Genomic DNA, 20,251 nt, shown 5'->3' on the forward strand with positions numbered 1-20,251 from the left:
CGTCCAAAACGACCATTACGCAGTAATTATTAGGATTGGTTACTAATTATTTGAATAATTTGAGTGAATAATTCTAACACCCTTCAGTCCGGATCGGAAGGGTGGAGAAAGCATTCACCCGCCCTCAGTCACTATGAGATGACTTTAAGCAATCGATGCCGGTTGAACGCAAAGCGCCGCCAGAATTTCAGCTGGCGGCGCTTTGCGTGTCGGTGGGCAGGCCAACTACTAGGGTTTGCCGTAACCGCCACCGGTTGGTGTGATGACGGTGAAGGCTTCACCTGCTTCCAGAACGGTCTGGTCGCAGTTGCCGAGCACTTCGATGGAGCCGTCCTTTCGCCGTACTTCATTGCGACCGGTTTGACCGGCTTCGCCGCCTTCAAGGCCGAAGGGCGCTACGCGGCGATGTCCTGAGAGAATGGCGAAATCGAGCGTCTTAAGTGCACGGATCGTGCGCTTGGTGCCGTCGCCAGCGTGCCACTTGCCCTTGCCGCCCGATCCATGCCGAATGTGGAAATCTTCCAGCAACACCGGGAAGCGTGTTTCCAGAATCTCCGGATCGGTGAGGCGGGAATTGGTCATATGTGTATGCACGGCATCTGCACCGTTGAAACCCGGACCGGCGGGGGCACCAGAACAGATGGTTTCGTAATACTGATATTCATCATTGCCGAAGGTCAGATTATTCATAGTGCCTTGCGCTGCGGCCATGGCCTTGGTCGCGCCAAACAGGCAGTTGGTGACAGCCTGACTGACTTCGACATTGCCCGCCACCACGGCTGCCGGATAGCGCGGTGAAAGCATCGAACCTTGCGGAACGATGATCTTGATCGGGCGCAGGCAGCCCGCATTCATCGGAATGTCGCCTTCGACCAGCACACGGAAGACATAGAGCACAGCGGCACGTGTCACCGGTTCCGGCGCATTAAAATTATCCGGGCGCTGTTCCGACGTGCCGGTGAAATCAACCGTCGCTTCGCGCTTTTCTTTGTCGATCGTGACGCGCACCTCAATTTGGCAGCCCTGATCCATCTCATAGGTGAAATGGCCGTCCGGCAGCTTGTCGAGCACACGGCGCACGCTTTCGGCGGCATTGTCCTGAACATGGCCCATATAGGCTTTCACAACATCCTCGCCGAAAAGACCGATCATCTTTTTCAGCTCGGCGACGCCCTTTTCGTTGGCGGCGATCTGCGCCTTCAAGTCGTTGACGTTCTGCGTCAGGTTGCGGACGGGGTAGGTCGCACCCGTCAGCAGAGCGGCGAGCGCTTCCTCGCGGAAGGTGCCGCGATCAACCAGCTTGAAATTGTCGATATAGACGCCTTCCTGCTCGATATTGACCGCAAGCGGCGACATGGAACCCGGCGCGATGCCGCCAATATCCGCGTGATGGCCACGGCTAGCGACCCAGAAGCGGATTTCGCGATTGTCGTCATCGAAAACCGGCGTGCATACTGTAAGATCGGGCAGATGCGTGCCGCCATTATAAGGCGCGTTGATGAGGAACACATCGCCCGGCTTGATGTCGCTGTTTTCGCGGATGGCGGTGGCGACGGATGCATCCATGGAACCCAGATGCACCGGCATATGCGGCGCATTGGCGACGAGATTGCCTGCCGCGTCGAAAACTGCGCAGGAAAAGTCGAGACGTTCCTTGATGTTCACCGAATAGGCGGTGTTTTGAAGCGTCACGCCCATCTGCTCGGCTATGGACATGAAGAGATTGTTGAAAATCTCCAGCATGACCGGATCGGCTTCGGTGCCGATGGCCGTGCGGGCGGGCAGCGCCTTGATGCGCGTCAGCACCACATGGTCATGCGCGGTCAGGCGAGCCTGCCAGCCATCTTCGATGACGATGGTCTGGTTTTTCTCGATGATGATTGCCGGGCCGGTGACGGTCTGGCCGCGCTGCATCTGCTCACGCAAGACGACGCCCGCATCGTGCAACGTGCCTTGCGAGAAGAAGCTGGTCCGTTTGGCGGTTGCCGCTTCCAGATCGCTGTCGAGCGACTGGGCGCTTTCGGTCTCGCCAGCACCTCCGCCAACGGCTTCAACTTCCACTGCGTCGATAACGAGAGCCTTGTTTTCCGCAATGAAGCCGAAACGGCGCTTATGGGCGGCCTCGAACTCGGCGCGAAGACGGTCGGCATTATCCTGTGCCGGGAAGGCGGCTTCAATGGAGAGCACCGTGTCGGTGCCCGCATAGCGGATGTGGGCGCGCAGATGACGCTGCACGGCTTTAGCCTCTATGCCCTGGGCCAGAAGTTCAACGACGCATTCCTGCGCCAGTTCTTCGCCGAGTTCTTTCAAGGCTGAAGGCGCTGCTGAATCGAGCGCGACGCCAAGCGCCTTTTGGCGCGTGGCGCGAATATCGGCCAGGCCCATGCCATAGGCGGATAGCAGGCCGGACATGGGATGGAGAAGAATATTCTTCATGCCAAGCGCATCGGCCACGAGACAGGCATGTTGTCCGCCCGCGCCACCAAAGCAGTTGAGCGCATAGCGCGTCACATCATAGCCGCGCTGGACGGAAATTTTCTTGATGGCCTCGACCATATTGGCAACCGCAATGCGGATGAAACCATCGGCAACCGCTTCCGGCGAACGACCATCGCCGATTTCAGTTGCCAGCGCGGCGAAGCGTTCCCGCACCCGCTCCACATCAAGTGTCTGGTTCTGGTCGGGGCCAAAGATTGCCGGGAAAAATTCCGGTAGAAGCTTGCCCAGCATGACATTGGCATCGGTGACGGCGAGCGGTCCGCCATTGCGATAGCAGGCCGGACCGGGATTGGCGCCTGCCGAATCCGGTCCGACACGGAAACGTCCGGCGTCGTAATGCAGGATCGAACCGCCACCTGCGGCAACCGTGTGGATCAGCATCATCGGCGCGCGCACGCGCACACCGGCAACTTCCGTTTCAAAAGCGCGTTCATATTCGCCGTCGAAATGCGCGACATCCGTGGAGGTGCCGCCCATGTCAAAGCCGATGACATTCGGGAAACCAGCCGTTTCGCCGGTCCGGGCGAGGCCGACGACGCCGCCTGCCGGGCCGGAGAGGATTGCATCCTTGCCCTGAAACAGATCGGCTGCGGTGAGGCCGCCTGACGACATCATGAACATGACGCGTGCGCCGGTGCGCTCGACATCCAGCTCGTTGGAGACCTGCGCAACATAGCGGCGAAGAACCGGCGACAGATAGGCATCGACGACAGTGGTGTCGCCACGCCCGACCAGCTTGATCAGCGGCGAAACTTCATGGCTGACGGAGACCTGTTCAAAGTCGAGACTGCGCGCAATGCGAGCAATTTCAGCCTCATGTGCAGGGAACTTATAAGCATGCATGAGCGCGATGGCGACGGATTTGTAGCCCTGTTCCTTCAGTGCAGCCAGTACGGCTTCCGCCTCGGCGGGATCGAGCGCCGTTTCAACCGTGCCGTCTGCCTGAACGCGTTCGTTCAGCTCGACCACCTTTTCGTAAAGCGCTTCCGGCTTGATGATTTCAGTCGCAAAGATGTTCTTGCGTTCCTGATAGCCAATGCGCAGCGCATCGCGAAACCCCCTGGTGGTGACAAGGGCCAGCCGCTCGCCCTTGCGCTCGAGAAGCGCATTGGTCGCGACCGTCGTTCCCATGCGAACTTCGCCGATGATACCGGCGGGAACCGCTTCGCCGGTCCTGAGGCCAAGATGCAGGCGAATGCCGTGAACGGCGGCATCCTTATAGGCAGACGGATTTTCGGAGAGAACCTTGCGTGCATGGAGCTGGCCCTGCGGATCTCGCCCGATGATGTCCGTAAACGTACCGCCGCGGTCGATCCAGAAGTCCCATACTCCGCGTCCTGTTCCGCTCATTATCGGCTCCCTCACACAGCACTACTGGTGCATTTCGAAATCTTTTCAGGATTTCATAGTCCCACTTTATTGACAAAATGTCGATAAGATGGTGACATAAAATACACATAAATAAGGGAGCAGCAAGAATGGGGAAGAACAGGGACAGCGAAGAAACTGTAACGGTGTCTTCCGAGACCCGGGAAGCAAGCTTCGATGAAGTCGCGTTGCCCAAGCATCTGCGCCCCGTCGCCTCAATAGGTCCCATTGTATCGTCTGCGCATCTTGCCGAAGGCGGTTCGCCAGGTATGTCCGAGGTTGAATATGGCCTCATTCTCGCATCGCACGCATTTTCGCGCTGGATGGTTCGCTGCATGGCTGCGGCTGGATTGCCGGGGCTTTCGCCCATCGAGGTGCTGATTCTCCATTCGATCCGCCATCGTGATCGCGAGAAGAAGCTTGCCGATATCTGCCTCGTTCTCGACATTGAAGACACGCATATTGCCACCTATGCCATCCGCAAGCTTGAAAATGCCGGTCTGTTGACGACCGGCAAGGCGGCGAAGGAAAAGACGGTGAAGATCACCGCCAAGGGCGCTGATGCCTGCGCGCGCTATGCGCAGATTCGCGAGCGCCTTTTGGTCGATTCCACTGCCAATGCACGCCCTTCGGAAGAAACGCTTTCGGAAGTGGCTGCGCTTTTGCGCTTCATGTCCGGTGCATTCAATCAGGCCACGCGGTCTGCCATCACACTGTAAAAGGGTTGGAAGTTTGAGCGGAACCGAGTTGAACGCACCAGTTTCAAAGCCTCTGCTGACTGTCGATGGCCTCAGTGTCGAATTTGGCGCGAGCCGTGTCGTTGACGATCTGAGTTTCTCGGTTCATCCGGGTCGCACGCTGGCCGTGGTTGGAGAATCCGGTTCGGGCAAGTCCATCACGTCGCTTTCCATCATGCGGCTTGCCGATATGAGCGGCGCGAAATTCCCGTCTGGCCGCATTCTGTTTGGCGAACGTGATCTGCTGAAAGCCGATCAAAAGACGATGCGCGGCATTCGCGGCAAGGAGATCGCCATGATCTTCCAGGAGCCGATGACGTCGCTTAATCCCGTTTTCACCATCGGCAACCAGCTATCCGAAGTGCTGATGCTGCATGAGGGCATGACCCAGCAGGCGGCGCTTGCCGAGGGTAGGCGGCTTCTGGAAATGGTGCGGCTGCCGGATGCGGAAGGACTGCTGAAGCGCTATCCGCACCAGCTTTCTGGCGGGATGCGCCAGCGCGTCATGATCGCCATGGCGCTTGCCTGCCGCCCGAAGCTTTTGATCGCCGATGAGCCGACCACCGCACTCGATGTGACTATTCAGGCCCAGATACTGCACATTATCAGAGATTTGCAGCAAGAGCTTGAAATGGCGGTGATTTTCATCACACACGATATGGGCGTGGTGGCGGAAATGGCCGACGATGTCGTCGTCATGTGGAAGGGTAAGAAGGTCGAGGAAGGCCCGGTCGGGCAGATTTTCTCGAAACCGGAACATGCCTATACCAAGACGCTGCTGTCGGCAGTGCCGAAGCTTGGCAGCATGACGGGCGAAGCCTTTCCCAAGCGGATGCCGGTCATGACCATGCGTGACGGCATGCCTGTTTTGACGGGCGAGGAGCGCATTCAGGACACGGCGCGTTATGGCGACAAGCCGTTGCTTTCCGTAGACGATCTTTATGTGCGCTTTCCGATCAAGAAGAACCTGTTCGGGAAGGTCACGCATGTCTGCAACGCTGTGTCGAAGGTCGCATTCGATATCTATCCGGGCGAAACGCTGGCGCTGGTCGGTGAATCCGGTTCGGGAAAATCGACCATAGGGCGCACCATCCAGCAATTGCAGACGCCGCTTTCCGGCGATATTCGCTTCAACGGCAAGGCCTATTCGGCCATGAGTGCTGCCGAGCGATATGCCATGCGTCGCGAAGTGCAGTATATTTTCCAGGACCCGTTTGCATCGCTTGATCCGCGCAAGACGGTTGGCTTTTCCATTGCAGAACCGATCCGCACGCATGGCCTTCTCGACAATAGTAAGGCGATCAATGCGCGCGTGGCAGAATTGCTGGAGCGGGTTGGTCTCGGCCCGGAACATGCCAAGCGCTATCCGCACGAATTTTCCGGCGGTCAGCGCCAGCGCGTCTGCATTGCGCGTGCGCTTGCCTCCAAGCCGAAGCTCATCATTGCCGATGAAGCTCTGTCGGCGCTTGATGTTTCCATTCAGGCGCAGGTTATCAACCTGTTCATGGACCTCCAGAAAGAGCAGGATCTCGCTTATCTCTTCATCAGCCATGACATGGCGGTGGTCGAAAAGATGAGCCACCGCGTGGCCGTTCTCTATCTCGGCCAGATCATGGAACTCGGCTCGCGGCAGCAGGTTTTCGAAACGCCGTCGCATGACTACACGAAGCGGCTTCTCTCGGCGGTGCCGATTGCCGATCCCGCTGCGCGCACCAACCGGTCCGCACTGGAAGGTGAAATTCCAAGCACGACGCGCCGGATCGACGACAAGCCGCCGATCTATCGTCATCGCGAGATCGCAGCCGGACATTTCGTGGCCGAAACCGTCTGACGCATAAAGTTCAACAGAAACCCAAAGGGGAAAAAACAATGATAAGGAAGACACTTAAAGCCGTTCTTATGGCTTCCGCTCTCTCGGCGGCAGTGTTTGCATCTGCTCCGGCTTTCGCTGCCGGAAAGCTGACCGTTTCGTCGCCGCAGGACCCGGGCAGCTGGGATCCGATCGACACTTTCCTCGTCAACTGGGCTTCTGTCGCCACCAATATTTTCGACGGTCTCGTCTATCGCGGACCAGACCTCAAGATTGTTCCGGCACTGGCAGCCTCGTGGGATGAGCTGGATGACGGCAAGCGCATCCGCTTCCATCTGCGCGAGAACGTCAAGTTCCATAATGGGGAGCCGTTCAACGCCGAAGCCGTCAAGTTCACCTTTGATCGCCTGCTCGGTGACGAGGGCGCGAAAGGCCCGCAGCGTTCGAACTATATCGCCATCGAGAAGGTGGAAGTTATAGACGACAAGACCGTCGATTTCCATCTGAAGGCGCCAGATCCGGTTCTGATCACCAAGCTGGCCGGTTATGGTGGCATGATCGTTCCGCCAAAATACATTCAGGAAAAAGGCGACGATTATTTCAACACGCATCCGGTCGGTACCGGGCCATTCAAATTCGTGTCCTATGAACCGAAGGTGAGCATCAAGCTTGAGGCTTTCGCTGATCATTGGGGCGGTGCGCCGAAACTTTCCGAACTGGAATATCGCTTCATCACCGAGCCTTCGACCGCCGTTGCCGAACTTCAGGCCGGGCGCGTCGATCTGGTCATTCCGCCGACCATTCCGATTGGCATGATCCCGACCATTCAGGGCGATCCGAAGCTGGAACTCGTCACGACGGCAGGCCCGACGGTCTATGCCCTGCGCTTCAACACGGCTGATGGCATCACCAAGGACGAGCGCGTTCGCAAGGCGCTGATCATGGCAGTTGACCGCGATGCGATCATCCAGTCCATTCTGGCCGGTCAGGCAGAACCGATTGCAAGCTTCCAGGGCTCGCTGTCCTTCGGTTTCGATCCGAACATGAAGCCGCTGCCTTACGATCCGGAAGGCGCGAAGAAACTGCTCGAAGAAGCGGGCGTCAAGCCCGGCGCAACCGTGCAGATCGATGTGCGCGGTCAGGATGCAAGCTTCAATGAAGTGGCGCAGGCTATCGCAAGCTTCCTGCAAATGGTCGGCGTCAATGCCACCATCAAGCCTTATGACACCAATGTTTTGCTGAACGATATCATCCCGCAGGGCAAGACCGGCGCGATGTTCCAGCAGGCCTGGGGCGGCTGGACCTTCGACTACGATAACACCGCCTATTCCATGTACCATTCCGGCGAGAAGTGGAACCCTTACGACAAGGACGAAAAGCTCGACAAGATGCTGGAAGCGCAGCGCTCGGTTATTGATCGCGGCGAGCGCGAAAAGCTCTTGCAGGAAATCGCGGTTTACGCTGCCGACCGTGCACTCGAAATGCCGCTTTACAATCTCAAGGCAATCTTCGGCGTCAACAAACGCGTGAAGAACTTCGTGCCGGTTCCCGACAGCCGTCTGCGTCTCACGGACGTCACTGTCGAGTAAGCAAGAATGACAATACGGCAAGCCGGTCATATCCGGCTTGCTGCAGCATTTCGGAGGCGCACTGGTGGCCGGATTTCTGATCAAACGAATTTTGCAGGCGTTGTTCGTGCTTGTCGCGATGACGCTGCTTGTCGCTTTCGCGGTCCGCCTGACAGGCGATCCGGCATTGATGCTGACGCAAGGCGCGGGCAGCATTACCGAAGCTGATCTTGCGCGCATCCGTGAAGGCCTCGGTCTCAACCAGCCGTTCTTCGTTCAATACTGGCAGTTCCTGAAAGGACTGTTCACGATGGATCTGGGGCGCAGTTTCCTCGGTGGAACGTCGGTTTCCACGCTCGTTGCTGGCGCTCTGCCCGCCACGCTGATGCTGGCCTTCGCCTCGCTGTTCGTTTCTATCGTGATTTCCGTTCCACTCGGTATCAAGGCTGCGGTGTCGCGTGGAAAATGGGCCGATCAGCTGATCCGCATCTGCTCGCTGGTGGGCCTGTCCTTTCCGAACTTCTGGCTGGCGACCATGCTGGTGCTGCTGTTCGGCATCTCGCTGCAATGGCTACCGCCAAGCGGCATGAGCGGCATTGCAAGCTTCATCATGCCCGCGCTCACCATGGGCGTCATCCTGACTGCAACCAATGTTCGTCTTGTGCGCACGGCGATGCTGGAGACGCTGCAATCGCAATATATTATGGTGGCGCGCGCCAAGGGGTTGAGCGAGAACAAGGTTCTCTACAAGCATGCGCTGCGCAATTGCGCCATTCCGTTGATCACCTATCTCGGGCTTCAGTTCGGCGGTCTTCTCGGTGGTATCGTCGTGGTGGAACGCGTGTTCAACTGGCCGGGCATGGGCACACTTGCCTTCGACGCGGTGGCCGGGCGCGATTATCCTGTCCTGCAGGCCACCATCGCGATCCTTTCCATGCTGATCATCGGCGTCAATCTTCTCGTGGACATCGCTTATGGCCTTGTCGATCCGCGTATCCGCACGGAGTAGGACCCATGGCAACCAAGACCTTATCCGTTCTGTTTTCGCGTTTTGCGAGCCTCGAATTCATCGTCGGCGTCGTGCTGACCGGCTGCATTTGTCTGGCGGTGATTTTCTCCGGCTATCTGTTTCCGGGCGGCGCCAACAAGATCGATCTCCTGGCGCGCCTGACACCGCCATTTGTCAATCAGGCCCATATTTTCGGCACAGATCCGCTGGGCCGCGATGTGCTGGCGCGTGTCATCACCGGCGGCAAGATTTCGCTGTTTGTCGGTTTTGTCTCGGTGATCGGCTCCGTTCTTATCGGCACCATCATGGGTCTCGTCGCTGGCTATTATCGCGGCTTCTGGGATATGGCGCTGATGCGCTTTGTCGATGTGCAGCTGGCCATGCCCTTCATTTTGCTTGCCATCACTGTGATGGCCATTCTGGGTGGCGGGCTTTTCAACACCATCATTTTGCTGATCGTCTCGCAATGCGTGCAATATGCGCGACTGGTGCGCGGCTCGGTGTTGTCGTTGCGCGAGCGCGAGTTCATCCTGTCAGCCCGGGCCATCGGCGTGAAGGATTGGCGCATCATCTTCCAGCACCTGCTGCCGAACCTGCTTGGTCCGGTCATCGTGCTGATGACGCTCAATGTCGCCAATAATATCCTGCTGGAATCGAGCCTGACCTTCCTCGGCCTTGGTGTTGATCCGACCATTCCAAGCTGGGGCGGCATGCTGGCCGATGGTCGCACTTATCTCCAGACTGCATGGTGGGTGAGCATTTTCCCGGGCCTCGCCATTCTGTTCACGGTGCTTGGTCTCAATCTTCTTGGCGACTGGCTGCGCGACAGCCTAGATCCAACCGGCAGGACTTCCCGATGAGCGTGCTTTTTGAGAAAACCTATCCGCGTACGGTTCATGCGCTTGTCGAACGCTTCCTGAAACCGGAAATGCGCGGCGCGAAGGTGGAAGCATGGCTGTTCGATGATCAGCCGAGCCGCTTTGCCGCGGAAACGACGCTGCGCGAGGCTGGTGTCGAGGTGCGGCTGCGCTCGGCTTATAAGCCGCTCCTGCATTTCTTTCTGGAAGAAGTTGATGGCTCTGCGCTGAAGTCGGCAGCGATCCGTTATCCGCGTCATGACGCCTGTGTGCAGAACAGGTTTCTGCTTGAGACCTATCCTTTATCAGCGCTTCTTCCGGAGACGGAGATAGATTTCTCGGCTTCGGGCAAAGACGACTTTCATTATGAAGTCGATCTGGTCTTTGCCGATGGCCACAGCGAAAGCCATCGGGTTTTCGCGCCCAACCGCGTGCATGTGGATTTCATCGGCGAAACGCTGGTGTCGCCAACCGGCTGGCTGGCCGTCACGCGGCACGGCAAGATTGAAAACGCGCGCTATGAGACATCCTATGAAAAGCTGTTTCATGACACCGTCGCGGCCATCGCCGCCCATGACTGGAAGCGTGGCGAACCTTATTTCGATGAGTTGAACATCGCGGTCAGTCTGCCGATCACCGACCGCCGCCTGCCTTACGACGAGGAAACGCTGAGCCTCACCGAAGCCATGCACGAGGATATCTACTTCTCGCTGCTCGAAGTTTTTCAGAAAAAGTCGGGTCGTCCGGTGGGCGATCGTGGCTTGCAACCGGGCCAGATTGTACCGGAAGTCCGCTTTCGCGATGCCGAGCCGTCGGTCAAAGTGGAGACACGCTCGCTTTCAACCGATGACGCGCTGACGGCAGAACAGGTTCTGGAGACGGCGCAAGCGCCGCTTTCCGCCGATCAGATCCGCCGTGAAATCGCCAGACTGGGCGGCAAGCCGTTCGAGGCAAAGACCCGTTCAGGCAGAACGGTGCGCGCGACCTATCGCAAGGGCAGCGATGCCGCGATGATGATCAGCGCCGGACAGCACGCCAATGAAACGACCGGCGTTGTCGGCGCGTTACGGGCGGCTAACCGGCTTGCTGCGCGCAAAAGCGCGCATTTCACGATCTCCCCGCAGGAGAATCCAGACGGATACGAGATACACAAGCGGCTTTGCGCACTTCAGCCGCACCACATGCATCACGCCGCGCGCTATACGGCGCTGGGTGACGATCTTGAATATCGCAGCGGCGAGGGGCTTTACGAAAAGGCCATTCGTGTCGAGGCTGAAAAGCTGACGGATGCGAAACTGCACGTCAACCTGCATGGTTATCCATCGCATGAATGGACGCGTCCGCTGTCCGGCTATGTGCCGCGTTCCTTTGCCATGTGGACGTTGCCGAAGGGCTTTTTCCTGATCATCCGCCACCATGCCTCCTGGGAGAAGGCAGCAGAAGAACTAATCGACCGCGTGACGAAACATCTGGCCGCGATTGATGGCTTGGTTGCCTATAACAATGCCCAGATCAGGCTGTTCGAGCAGCATGCAGGCGAAACGGGTTTCCGCATCATCAATGGGTTTCCGTGCCTCGTCGGCGTGGATGACCGCCATACGGTGCCATTGACGCTGATCACCGAGTATCCGGATGAGACGGTTTATGGCGATGCTTTCGTCAAGGGACACACGGCGCAAATGGAAACCGTGCTGGCATCCTATGATGCCTTGCAAATGATGCTTCCCTCGGATGCGGTTGCTTAAAGATAATAGACGCCAATGCGTTTGCCGCCGATAATTTCGACGGCAATCTCCATCTCGTAAATGTCTGCAAGGATTTCCGGATGAATAAGTTCATCCGGGCTTCCTTGATGCACAACCTTGCCGTGGCGCATGGCGACTATGTGGTCGGAATAGCACGATGCGAAATTGATGTCGTGCAGAACCAGAACAACGGTTTTTCCAAGTTCGTCTGCAGCTCGCCGCAACAACTTCATCATTGAAGCTGAATGCTTCATATCGAGGTTGTTGAGCGGTTCGTCCAGCAGCACATAATCTGTATCCTGGCATAGCACCATTGCTACGAATGCACGCTGGCGCTGTCCGCCCGAAAGTTCATCCAGAAAGCGTCCGCTTAGATCTTCAAGACCGAGATAGCCGATGGCCTGCTCGACATGATTGCGGTCTTCACTATTCGGGCGGCCTTTAGAATAGGGATAACGACCGAAGGTTACGAGGTCGCGCACGGTCAGGCGGGAATTAATCGCATTTTCCTGTCGTAGGATCGAAAGGCGTTTTGCCAACACATCACCGGATGTCGTTGAAACATCGAGTCCGTCTACGGTCACACGACCCTTGTCCATTGGCAGGAGACGGCTCACCATCGAGAGCAGCGTCGATTTTCCTGCCCCATTCGGCCCGATGATCGAGGTTATGCCGCAAGCAGGCAATTTCAGGGTCACATCATCAACGACAAGTGTGCTGTTGTAGGATTTGCTGACTTGGCTGATTTCTATCAACGCGCGTGCCCCCTGACGAGAAGGATAATGAAGACAAGGCCGCCCAGAAACTCGATGATGACACTGAGTGCGGTATTGAACGAGAAGACCCGTTCCAGAATGGTCTGTCCGCCAACGATGCAGAGGATTGCAAGCAAGATGGCTATAGGCAGGATAAACCGGTGTTTTGCCGAACCGGCAAGCATGTAAGCCAGATTGGCGACCAGAAGACCGAAAAAGGTTATAGGTCCAACCAGTGCGGTGGAAACGGAAACCAACACCGTGACCATGAACAGGATTTTGCGCACGATGCGTCGATGATCGACGCCCAGATTGATTGCCGGATCTCTGCCGAGTGACAGGACGTCAAAGACATAGACGAAGCGCAGACCGTAGAGCGAAACAGCCGCGACAATAACGGCTGACATAATCAGAATGTCGCTATTGATGGTGTTGAAACTGGCGAAGAAACGGTCTTGCAGAACAGCGAAAAGATTTGGATCAAGCATCCGCTGCATCAGGTTGGAAATGCTGCGGAAAAAGACACCGCAGACAATGCCGACAAGCATAACGAGGTGCAGGCTGCGCGTTGCTCCGGAGAAGAGCCAGTAATAGAGTGTACCAGCGAAAACCACCATGATAGCGGTTTCTGCCAGAAAGCGAATATTCGGTCCGATCCAATCGATTTGAACAGCGCCGAAGAAGAAGACTACCAATGTCTGAATCAGAATATAAAGCGCGTCGAACCCCATGATCGAGGGGGTTAGGATGCGGTTGTTCGTGACTGTCTGGAACAACACCGTTGAAACCGCAATCGAGTATGCGACCAGTACCATGGCTGCAAGCTTGGTGCCGCGGAAGGACAGGATGAAAGACCAGCTTCCCTTTGCGCCGACTGTCATGAATGCTGCCACTGCAAGCAGAGTGATCACAGAGAGGAGCGAGAGGATCAAGGTAGGGCGCTTAAGCAAGGCGTGATCCCCGCCGCAACAGAAGATAGAGGAATATGACGCTTCCCACGACTCCCATCATGGTACCGATTGGAATTTCGTAAGGAAAGCGGACTACTCGCCCGACAATATCGCAGGCAAGAACAAGTCCAGCGCCGAGTATTGCAACCCACGGTACAGCCCGTCGCATATTGTCGCCGATAAACATGCTGACGACGTTCGGAACGATAAGACCAAGGAAAGGTATCATGCCAACGGTCACGACGACTGATGCGCTGACCATCGAAACGATGACAAGGCCAAGTGTGACTACACGGCGATAATTTAGGCCAAGGTTGGTGGTGAAATCCTCGCCCAGTCCCGCGACCGTGAAGCGGTCAGCGGCAATGTAGGCGATGATTGTAAGGAAGAACGCAAGCCACAAGAGTTCATAGCGTCCGCGAAGAACGCCGGAAAAATCGCCGGTTGTCCAGGAGTTGAGCGATTGCAGAAGATCAAAGCGGTAAGCAATGAAAGTAGTGATTGCGCTGACAACACCACCAAGCATGATGCCGACCAAGGGCACGACAAGAACGGATCGCAACGGAATGGCACGAAGAATGCGAAGGAACAAAGCAGTTCCGGCAAGCGCCGTAACAGAAGCGACCAGCATTTTTCCGATTACTGGCGTTTCCGGTGCAAACAGTATGACCAGAAGGATGCCAAGACTGGCAGATTCCACCGTACCTGCCGTCGATGGTTCAACGAAACGGTTGCGTGTCAGCATCTGCATGATCATGCTGAGACGGCCATGGACATGCCCGCCAGAATGATTGCAAGGGTGCGTGGAATACGGCTGACAAGCATGACTTCGGCGGCACGGTCAGTGCTTTCGGTGCCGAATAGCGTGCTCAGCGACACATCGCTGACGCCGATAAACAGGCTGATGACAGCCAGTACGGCGACAACGGCAATGGCTGCTGCAAGTCCCTTCACGCTCGTTTCCTGTTCTGTTGCCTGATCACGGTTTCGGGCCACCTGCTATTAACTGTGTGGCCCGACCGGATTGGGTTTGGAAAGCTGTTACTTTGCTTTGTCGAAAGCCTGGGAAAGCTGATCGATCGTGCCGTGAAGCGCGCCGAGACCGCCGCCAATCAGATACCAGTTCTGAGCGTTCAGATAGACAAGCTGCTCCCTTTTCCAGGCATTGGTCTGGCGCACGAGCTCATTGTCCAGAACCTGCTTTGCCGAATTGCCTTCACGACCGATGGCGGCGTCACGATCGATGACAAACAGCCAGTCGGGATTGGTTTCGAGGATAAATTCCGAGCTCACGGGCTGGCCATGATTGCCGATGGAAAGGTCAGGCGCTGCAGGCTTGACCCCGAAACTGTCATGCAAGACGCCGAAACGCGAACCGGGGCCATAAGCGCTGATTTTGCCGCCGGAAGTGAGGATCAGAAGGCCGGTGCCTTTGTTGGCGGCCTTTTCCTTCAATGCAGCAAGTGCGGCATCAAGCTTCTCGGCTTCCGCCTTTGCTTCTGCTTCCTTCCCGAAAATCTGGCCAAGTTTCTCGACATTGGCTTCAGTGTCGGCGATGAAATTCTTCGCATTGGTCGTCAGATCGATGGTTGGAGCGATCTTCGAAAGCTCACCATATTTCGCAGCCGAACGACCTGCCACAATAATAAGATCTGGTTCTGCCGCATTAACGGCTTCATAGTCAGGCTCGAACAATGTGCCGATTTTCGCATACTCGTCGCCCTGATATTTCTTCAGATATTCAGGAAACGATATGCCGCTGGGAACACCAGTCACCTTGACGCCAAGGCGATCCAGATTGTCGAGGGTGCCGAGATCGAAAACCAGTACCTTAGCCGGTGAGGCTGGAACTGCTGTTTCACCCTGAGCATGCTTGATAGTCACATCAGCAGCATTTGCAGTTGAGGCAATGCTCAGCGCCATTATGGCGGCACCGCACAAGCGTGTAACCTGTTGAGCGATATTCAGCATGATGTTCGATCCTTTCATCAATCCTGTGCTTTACAGTCAAGTATCTTCTCCGTCAAAGACCGAGAGAGAAAATTCAGTTGTTTTTGCCCTTGGGGTTTTGTCCGAGCACAATGAAATTAAGGCTGTCCGCCACCGTGAGCGGTATCATTGAGCCGTGGCTCTCATCCTCGAAACGATGAAAGGCTGCGCCAACTTGCGGTAGTTCAGAAAGCTCTTTGAAGATGTCTGAACCGGAAGGTCCGCCACGCAGTTTCTTCAAACGGTCATCGTCCTGCTTCGTCTGGCCGGGGCGGCTACCACGTTTGCCGGAGGTTTCTATAAGCAAGCGGATTGGGCGAGGGGCATCCTTGAAGCGCGTGATGAACTGATTTTTATCAGTTAGAATTGAACGATCATTCCACCAGATCGATGGGTCCGCTGCGCTATAGCTCTGGAAGGAATTCGTGTGGTTGAACAAGGCATAAAGGGTGAATAATCCGCCCAGAGAGTGGCCGAACAGGGCCTGTCGGCTTTCATCGACGTTGAAACGCTTTTCGACTTCTGGCTTTACCTGATGGTCGATGAAGTCGAAGAATGCATCTCGTCCTCCAGTCTTTGGTACATTGAAGTGGACTGGGATCAGATCGTCAGGTGTCGGAGGCGTGAAGTCGAAATATCGCAGGCGGACGATTTCTTCCTGATTGTCAGTCGGGTAGCCGATGCCCACAAATACAGCCTTCAGGGCAGAGTTTTCTGCCATGAGCTTTGCTGCAATCGGCAACATGCGATTGCCGTCGACCATGTATATGACAGGATAGCCACCTTCGGGTGCAGCCTCCTGCGGTGCAGCGGTGAATATACGATAGGCGATGCCGTTGGCTTCCATATCAAAGGACGAGGTGGAAGGCTCAGCAGCCTTCACGGTGGAAGCCATCAGTATCCCCGTCATCATCAGGCATGCTTTCTTCACGATATTCGTCAGTGCGCTCATAAGAGCATCCCATTCATGCAAAAGACGCCAGCCATTGCGGGCAGGCGTCTTTTTGTTGTGATACTAGAAGCGGGAAGTCATACCGACCCAGAGGCGACGACCATCGACGACTGTATTGAAGTCATCAACATCAACCTTCTTGTCGAAGACGTTGTAGACGGCAGCGTTCAGAGTAACATTCTCGCTGAAGTCATACGAGCCGCCGATATCGAAGGTTGCATAGGGCTTGTACTTGCGAGCGACTACCTTGCCGTTCCTGTAGACGGGTTCACCGGCTGTGCCGATACGCGCACCCGCATTGGTTTCTTCGCCGTGGTAGTTACCGCTGGCCCATGCACTCAAGCCTTCAATCGGCGTTATCCAATCTGCACGCAAGCTGGCCATGTGCTTCGGCGTACGTGTCAGAGGCAAGCCCTTGTAGTCACCGGTCTGCTGTTCGGAGTCGGTGTAGGTATAGTTGCCGCGCACGGTAATTGTGTCGGTTGCTTCCCAGTTGAAGGTTAACTCCACACCTTGCATGACGGCTTCATCGATATTGAAGCTGTACCAGAGACGATAGTTCGGATCTTCGCTCCAGCGAATTGGATTACCATTGGCATCCGTCACCAGCGCATTGCTGATCTTGTCTTTGAAATCCGTGTAGAAATAGGTTGCGCCGAGGCGAAGGCCAGACTGGTTGTCCCAGAGAACACTCGCTTCATAGCTTGTGCTTTTTTCAGGCTGCAGATCTGGATCGCCGATGATTACGCCGCAGGTGCCGTTTGGACCATACGAGCATCCCGCGCCGCCCGTCGTATAAGCATATCCCGGGGCGATAGTACGGAGTTCCGGTGCACGGAAGCCGGTGGAGATACCGCCCTTGAACGTCAGTTGTTCAGTTGCGTGCCAGACGGCATAGCCGCGTGGGCTGAAATGGGAGCCATAAATCTCATGGTCGTCCATACGCAGACCGCCTGTCAGGGCGAAGTCTGGCGTGATCCACCATTCATCTTCTGCAAAGAGCGCCCACTGGCGAACGCTGAACTCTTCATCCAATCCGGTACGACGTCCTGGGTTCTGATCGGTCAGCACCGATTGCGAAAACTGTCCACCGGTTACCAGCGTGTGATTACCGTAGAATTCGAACGGAGTTGTGAACTTGCCATCGAGTACCGAATTACGGATATGCGGCGAACGCAGGTTCTCGACGTAGCTCTTGGTCTTGTTGTCCCAATTGAAATTGGTGCGTTCTGCCCATTCTTGCTGGAATGAGAATTCCGACGTTGTCGGTCCCCAGCGACCAGTATGGCTGATCGACCAATGATCGCGATCATTGTAGTTGTAGGAATCCGAGCCCGATGCCGCCGTGTTGCCGACGGTGGCGTCGCGACGAAGGCGAGTCTTGCCCAGCTCGAGCATGATATCATGATCTTCATTCGGCGTGATTGTAACGCGACCGGTGATGTCGATATCTTTCTGTTCTGGCGTCCCGCTGACGATATTGTCTTCCTGCCGCTTGAGACCGCGTCCCCAGACCTGAACGCCGACGAGGTTCGGGACCAGCGGCCCGGTCATGTAGTAAGACCCCTGCAACGAATTTCCGAATTTGGAATGCTGCTGAACCGTGCCGTCTACAGAGAAAGAACCGCTCCAGGTGTCCGATACTTTCTTGGTGATCACGTTGATAACGCCGCCCATCGCGTCCGATCCGTAGAGCGAAGACATGGGGCCACGAATGACCTCGATCCGTTCGATTGCGTTCGCAGGCGGTAAGAAGCTCTGCTCGAAGCCGGAGTTGCCGTTGGTGCGGGCATCGCGCGTGCTCTGGCGCTTCCCGTCAACGAGCAGCAAAGTATAAGAACCAGGAAGACCACGAATGAATATGTCGCGCTCGGCCGCCGGACCTGTCACCGCGACGCCCTGAACGTCTTTCAGAGCATCGGTCAGATCGCGATAGGCGCCTTTTTCCAGCTCTTCGCCAGGAACGACAGTGATGCTTGCCGGAGCGTCGGTGATGTTCTGTTCGAACCCTGTTGCCGTGACAACAATCTGGTTAAGTTTGACAGCTCCATCAGCGGTCGTTTCGATGCCCGCTTCCGTTGCCTTTTTCTTCTTGGTGCCAGCTTCGTCTGAAGTTGCCTCTTCCGCAGCGTTGATCGCGGTTTGCGCGATGGCATTCATTTCGCTCAGAAGTAGCGTTGTGGAAAGACACGTCCCCGCAAGGATCGCCCGATAAATGAGCGATTTGCTGGCCAAACGCCTGTTTTGTGTACCATCGGCCCACAATCCCCGAAACAAGCTGGTCATTTTCGTCACCGTTTAAAGTTGAGTTTTCAAGTCTCCTTATGTATGGCTGTCGGGTGACGTCAATCGTGATGTTTTATAAGTGTTCTAAATTTCAAAAACCGCAAATGGACGGGTAAGAAAGTGATGTCGGGCAAGCCGGTGAAAACGCAGCAACAAACGGAGAAAGGTGAGAGTGAAAGCCTTCGTTTGGGACAATTGCGCTTGCTTATCGCTCTTGATGCACTTCTTGTGGAAGGCAGTGTTGGCGGTGCTGCCAAACAGATGGGGTTAAGCATTGCGGCTATGAGCCGACTGCTCGGACAGATTCGCGAAAAGTTCAACGACCCCATTCTAGTTCGCTCCGGCCGAAACATGGTGGCCACCCCGAAAGCCGAGGCGCTGCGCGGGCGTTTACGGCGGTTGGCGAATGAGGCCGAAACGCTGTTGAGTTTGGACTTTACCGAATTGCCGAAGTCGAGCTGTACCGGGCATCACGGGTGGAAGCGAAGCGCCATTGTAACACCGCCGCCGCTCGGAATCCGTAAGGTTGTTGAGCTTGAAAACCATCCGACACCAGAGCAGCTTGCAGCACAGTTCGCCAACATCCAGGACGAAAACGATCCGGCCAGACGACTAGCGAAATATATCGCTGTTGTAGGGCGAAAAGCCGGGCACACCCGTCCGCTCGAGATGTCTGAGGCTGATGATGCATTCACGACGATCTTTAGGGGTAATGCCGATCCGATGCAGATCAGTGCGTTGCTGCGGCTCATTCACTATCGTGGGGAAACTGCACCGGAACTTGCTGGCATAGCGCGAGCAGCGAGACGAATTTATTCCGTGGAGGCGGGCTTGAACATGCCAGCGCTGGACTGGCCAGCTTATCTATCGCCGAATTCTGTGCAGTCACCGTGGTTCATGCTTTCAGCCTTGCTGGTCGCGCGGGCTGGTTATCCTGTTGTCTTACACGGTAATTGTGGCACAGGTGAAATCTCGGGCAAGCTTGAGATAGCGGCCGAAGCTATCAATCTCCCGATCGCGACATCACATTCGCTCGCAGAAGGTGCATTAAGAGCGCATGGCATCTGTTTTATGCCGTTGGCCGGTTTCGCTCCTCAGATTCATGCGCTGATGGCGCTTTACCCACTGTTCGAGTCGCGTTCATCGATGAATAGCCTCGTTCATTTGCTCAATCCGATGAATCTCAAGGCATCGTTTTTGGGGGTTACACAGCCCACATATCGTGAGTTACACCGCGATGCGGGCGTACTTCTTGATATGCCTTCTATTTCGGTAGTTTCGACCAGCCGGGACGTTGCCGAGTTAGTTCCGCATCGAACGCATACGATCCATAGGCTTCTTAATGGTCGTGAAACAGATTTATTGCTTCCGACCCTTTCCAAGGAAAGTGGTGACAAGCATTCGAGCTTCAGTTCATTCGAATACTGGTATGGCATCTGGTCTGGCGCGGCAACGGACAAACGTGCAGAAAATACAATCGTTGCGACGGCTGCCATGGCGATGATGACGGCCGCCGCCGCAGACAACGAAAGCCATGCGCAATTTTTCGAGAAAGCCGAAAAGCTCTGGCGAAATCGCCACAGCCGGGCGGCGGCGTGATTTGGAAGTAGTTGCGATTGTGGAACGTAAAACTGTTTCACGTCCGGCAGAATTTGAAAAAGCTTTCTCTCGCTCGTTCGAGGATGGCAAGTCCATGCTTTGTCTACTAATTTTGTAGGCTTTATCT

13 protein-coding genes and 1 pseudogene are annotated in these 20,251 nt (G+C 55.9%); 7 read left to right on the forward strand and 7 right to left on the reverse strand.

Translation table 11 applies throughout. From position 1 onward, the window contains the following. Positions 1–228 precede the first annotated feature (228 nt). Positions 229–3,849, reverse strand: a complete 3,621-nt coding sequence (locus LJ361_RS14470; protein ID WP_010658993.1) for a hydantoinase B/oxoprolinase family protein — start codon at positions 3,847–3,849, stop codon at positions 229–231. A gap of 128 nt (positions 3,850–3,977) precedes the next feature. Here LJ361_RS14470 and LJ361_RS14475 point away from each other — a divergent pair, with 128 nt between their 5' ends. The 6 genes from LJ361_RS14475 to LJ361_RS14500 all read left to right on the forward strand — a co-directional run bounded on the left by LJ361_RS14475 (position 3,978) and on the right by LJ361_RS14500 (position 11,593). Next, positions 3,978–4,586 carry a winged helix DNA-binding protein gene (locus LJ361_RS14475; protein WP_010658992.1) on the forward strand — a complete coding sequence of 203 codons (609 nt, stop codon included), beginning with the start codon at positions 3,978–3,980 and terminating at the stop codon, positions 4,584–4,586. 13 nt (positions 4,587–4,599) lie between these two features. After that, positions 4,600–6,435 (forward strand): ABC transporter ATP-binding protein, encoded by a 1,836-nt coding sequence (locus LJ361_RS14480; RefSeq protein WP_050897425.1) that lies wholly within the window; start codon positions 4,600–4,602, stop codon positions 6,433–6,435. Between the two features lie 38 nt (positions 6,436–6,473). Then, positions 6,474–8,003 carry an ABC transporter substrate-binding protein gene (locus tag LJ361_RS14485; RefSeq protein WP_029375987.1) on the forward strand — a complete coding sequence of 510 codons (1,530 nt, stop codon included), beginning with the start codon at positions 6,474–6,476 and terminating at the stop codon, positions 8,001–8,003. 64 nt (positions 8,004–8,067) lie between these two features. Continuing rightward, a complete protein-coding gene (locus LJ361_RS14490) occupies positions 8,068–8,991 on the forward strand; it encodes an ABC transporter permease (RefSeq protein WP_029375986.1) in 924 nt (307 codons plus the stop codon). A gap of 5 nt (positions 8,992–8,996) precedes the next feature. Then, positions 8,997–9,851: an ABC transporter permease gene (locus LJ361_RS14495; protein ID WP_010658988.1), complete on the forward strand. Its 855-nt coding sequence runs from the start codon at positions 8,997–8,999 to the stop codon at positions 9,849–9,851. Further along, positions 9,848–11,593 carry a peptidase M14 gene (locus tag LJ361_RS14500; RefSeq protein WP_010658987.1) on the forward strand — a complete coding sequence of 582 codons (1,746 nt, stop codon included), beginning with the start codon at positions 9,848–9,850 and terminating at the stop codon, positions 11,591–11,593. The genes LJ361_RS14495 and LJ361_RS14500 overlap by 4 nt, the downstream gene beginning before the upstream one ends. Here LJ361_RS14500 and LJ361_RS14505 read toward each other — a convergent pair. From LJ361_RS14505 to LJ361_RS14530, 6 genes and pseudogenes are all read right to left on the reverse strand, one after another. Then, positions 11,590–12,348 (reverse strand): ABC transporter ATP-binding protein, encoded by a 759-nt coding sequence (locus tag LJ361_RS14505; RefSeq protein ID WP_010658986.1) that lies wholly within the window; start codon positions 12,346–12,348, stop codon positions 11,590–11,592. The two genes, LJ361_RS14500 and LJ361_RS14505, sit on opposite strands and share 4 nt — an antisense overlap. Next, positions 12,345–13,298: an iron chelate uptake ABC transporter family permease subunit gene (locus LJ361_RS14510; RefSeq protein WP_010658985.1), complete on the reverse strand. Its 954-nt coding sequence runs from the start codon at positions 13,296–13,298 to the stop codon at positions 12,345–12,347. The genes LJ361_RS14505 and LJ361_RS14510 overlap by 4 nt, the downstream gene beginning before the upstream one ends. Next, a pseudogene (locus LJ361_RS14515) lies at positions 13,291–14,252 on the reverse strand (ABC transporter permease). The gene LJ361_RS14510 and the pseudogene LJ361_RS14515 overlap by 8 nt, the downstream one beginning before the upstream one ends. Before the next feature lie 87 nt (positions 14,253–14,339). Beyond that, on the reverse strand, positions 14,340–15,287 hold the full coding sequence (locus LJ361_RS14520) for a siderophore ABC transporter substrate-binding protein (protein ID WP_010658983.1): 948 nt from the start codon (positions 15,285–15,287) through the stop codon (positions 14,340–14,342). Positions 15,288–15,342: 55 nt separating this feature from the next. After that, on the reverse strand, positions 15,343–16,239 hold the full coding sequence (locus LJ361_RS14525; protein WP_010658982.1) for an alpha/beta hydrolase: 897 nt from the start codon (positions 16,237–16,239) through the stop codon (positions 15,343–15,345). 63 nt (positions 16,240–16,302) lie between these two features. Further along, complete coding sequence (locus LJ361_RS14530) at positions 16,303–18,525, reverse strand: TonB-dependent receptor domain-containing protein (protein WP_105529205.1); 2,223 nt, start codon at positions 18,523–18,525, stop codon at positions 16,303–16,305. A 123-nt stretch (positions 18,526–18,648) separates the two neighbouring features. Between LJ361_RS14530 and LJ361_RS14535 the strand changes: the two genes are divergently transcribed. Then, positions 18,649–20,124 carry a glycosyl transferase family protein gene (locus LJ361_RS14535; protein ID WP_010658980.1) on the forward strand — a complete coding sequence of 492 codons (1,476 nt, stop codon included), beginning with the start codon at positions 18,649–18,651 and terminating at the stop codon, positions 20,122–20,124. Positions 20,125–20,251: the final 127 nt, after the last annotated feature.

It is taken from the genome of Brucella sp. JSBI001, from assembly GCF_026014005.1.
GTDB classification, from domain to species: domain Bacteria; phylum Pseudomonadota; class Alphaproteobacteria; order Rhizobiales; family Rhizobiaceae; genus Brucella; species Brucella anthropi.

What these genes read in the sequence shown, in the direction of transcription:
- LJ361_RS14470 (WP_010658993.1), bottom strand. Translation starts at nt 3,849, where the DNA reads ATGAGCGGAACAGGACGCGGAGTATGGGACTTCTGGATCGACCGCGGC.
- LJ361_RS14475 (WP_010658992.1), top strand. Translation starts at nt 3,978, where the DNA reads ATGGGGAAGAACAGGGACAGCGAAGAAACTGTAACGGTGTCTTCCGAG.
- LJ361_RS14485 (WP_029375987.1), top strand. Translation starts at nt 6,474, where the DNA reads ATGATAAGGAAGACACTTAAAGCCGTTCTTATGGCTTCCGCTCTCTCG.
- LJ361_RS14495 (WP_010658988.1), top strand. Translation starts at nt 8,997, where the DNA reads ATGGCAACCAAGACCTTATCCGTTCTGTTTTCGCGTTTTGCGAGCCTC.
- LJ361_RS14500 (WP_010658987.1), top strand. Translation starts at nt 9,848, where the DNA reads ATGAGCGTGCTTTTTGAGAAAACCTATCCGCGTACGGTTCATGCGCTT.
- LJ361_RS14520 (WP_010658983.1), bottom strand. Translation starts at nt 15,287, where the DNA reads ATGAAAGGATCGAACATCATGCTGAATATCGCTCAACAGGTTACACGC.
- LJ361_RS14525 (WP_010658982.1), bottom strand. Translation starts at nt 16,239, where the DNA reads ATGAGCGCACTGACGAATATCGTGAAGAAAGCATGCCTGATGATGACG.
- LJ361_RS14530 (WP_105529205.1), bottom strand. Translation starts at nt 18,525, where the DNA reads ATGACCAGCTTGTTTCGGGGATTGTGGGCCGATGGTACACAAAACAGG.
- LJ361_RS14535 (WP_010658980.1), top strand. Translation starts at nt 18,649, where the DNA reads ATGTCGGGCAAGCCGGTGAAAACGCAGCAACAAACGGAGAAAGGTGAG.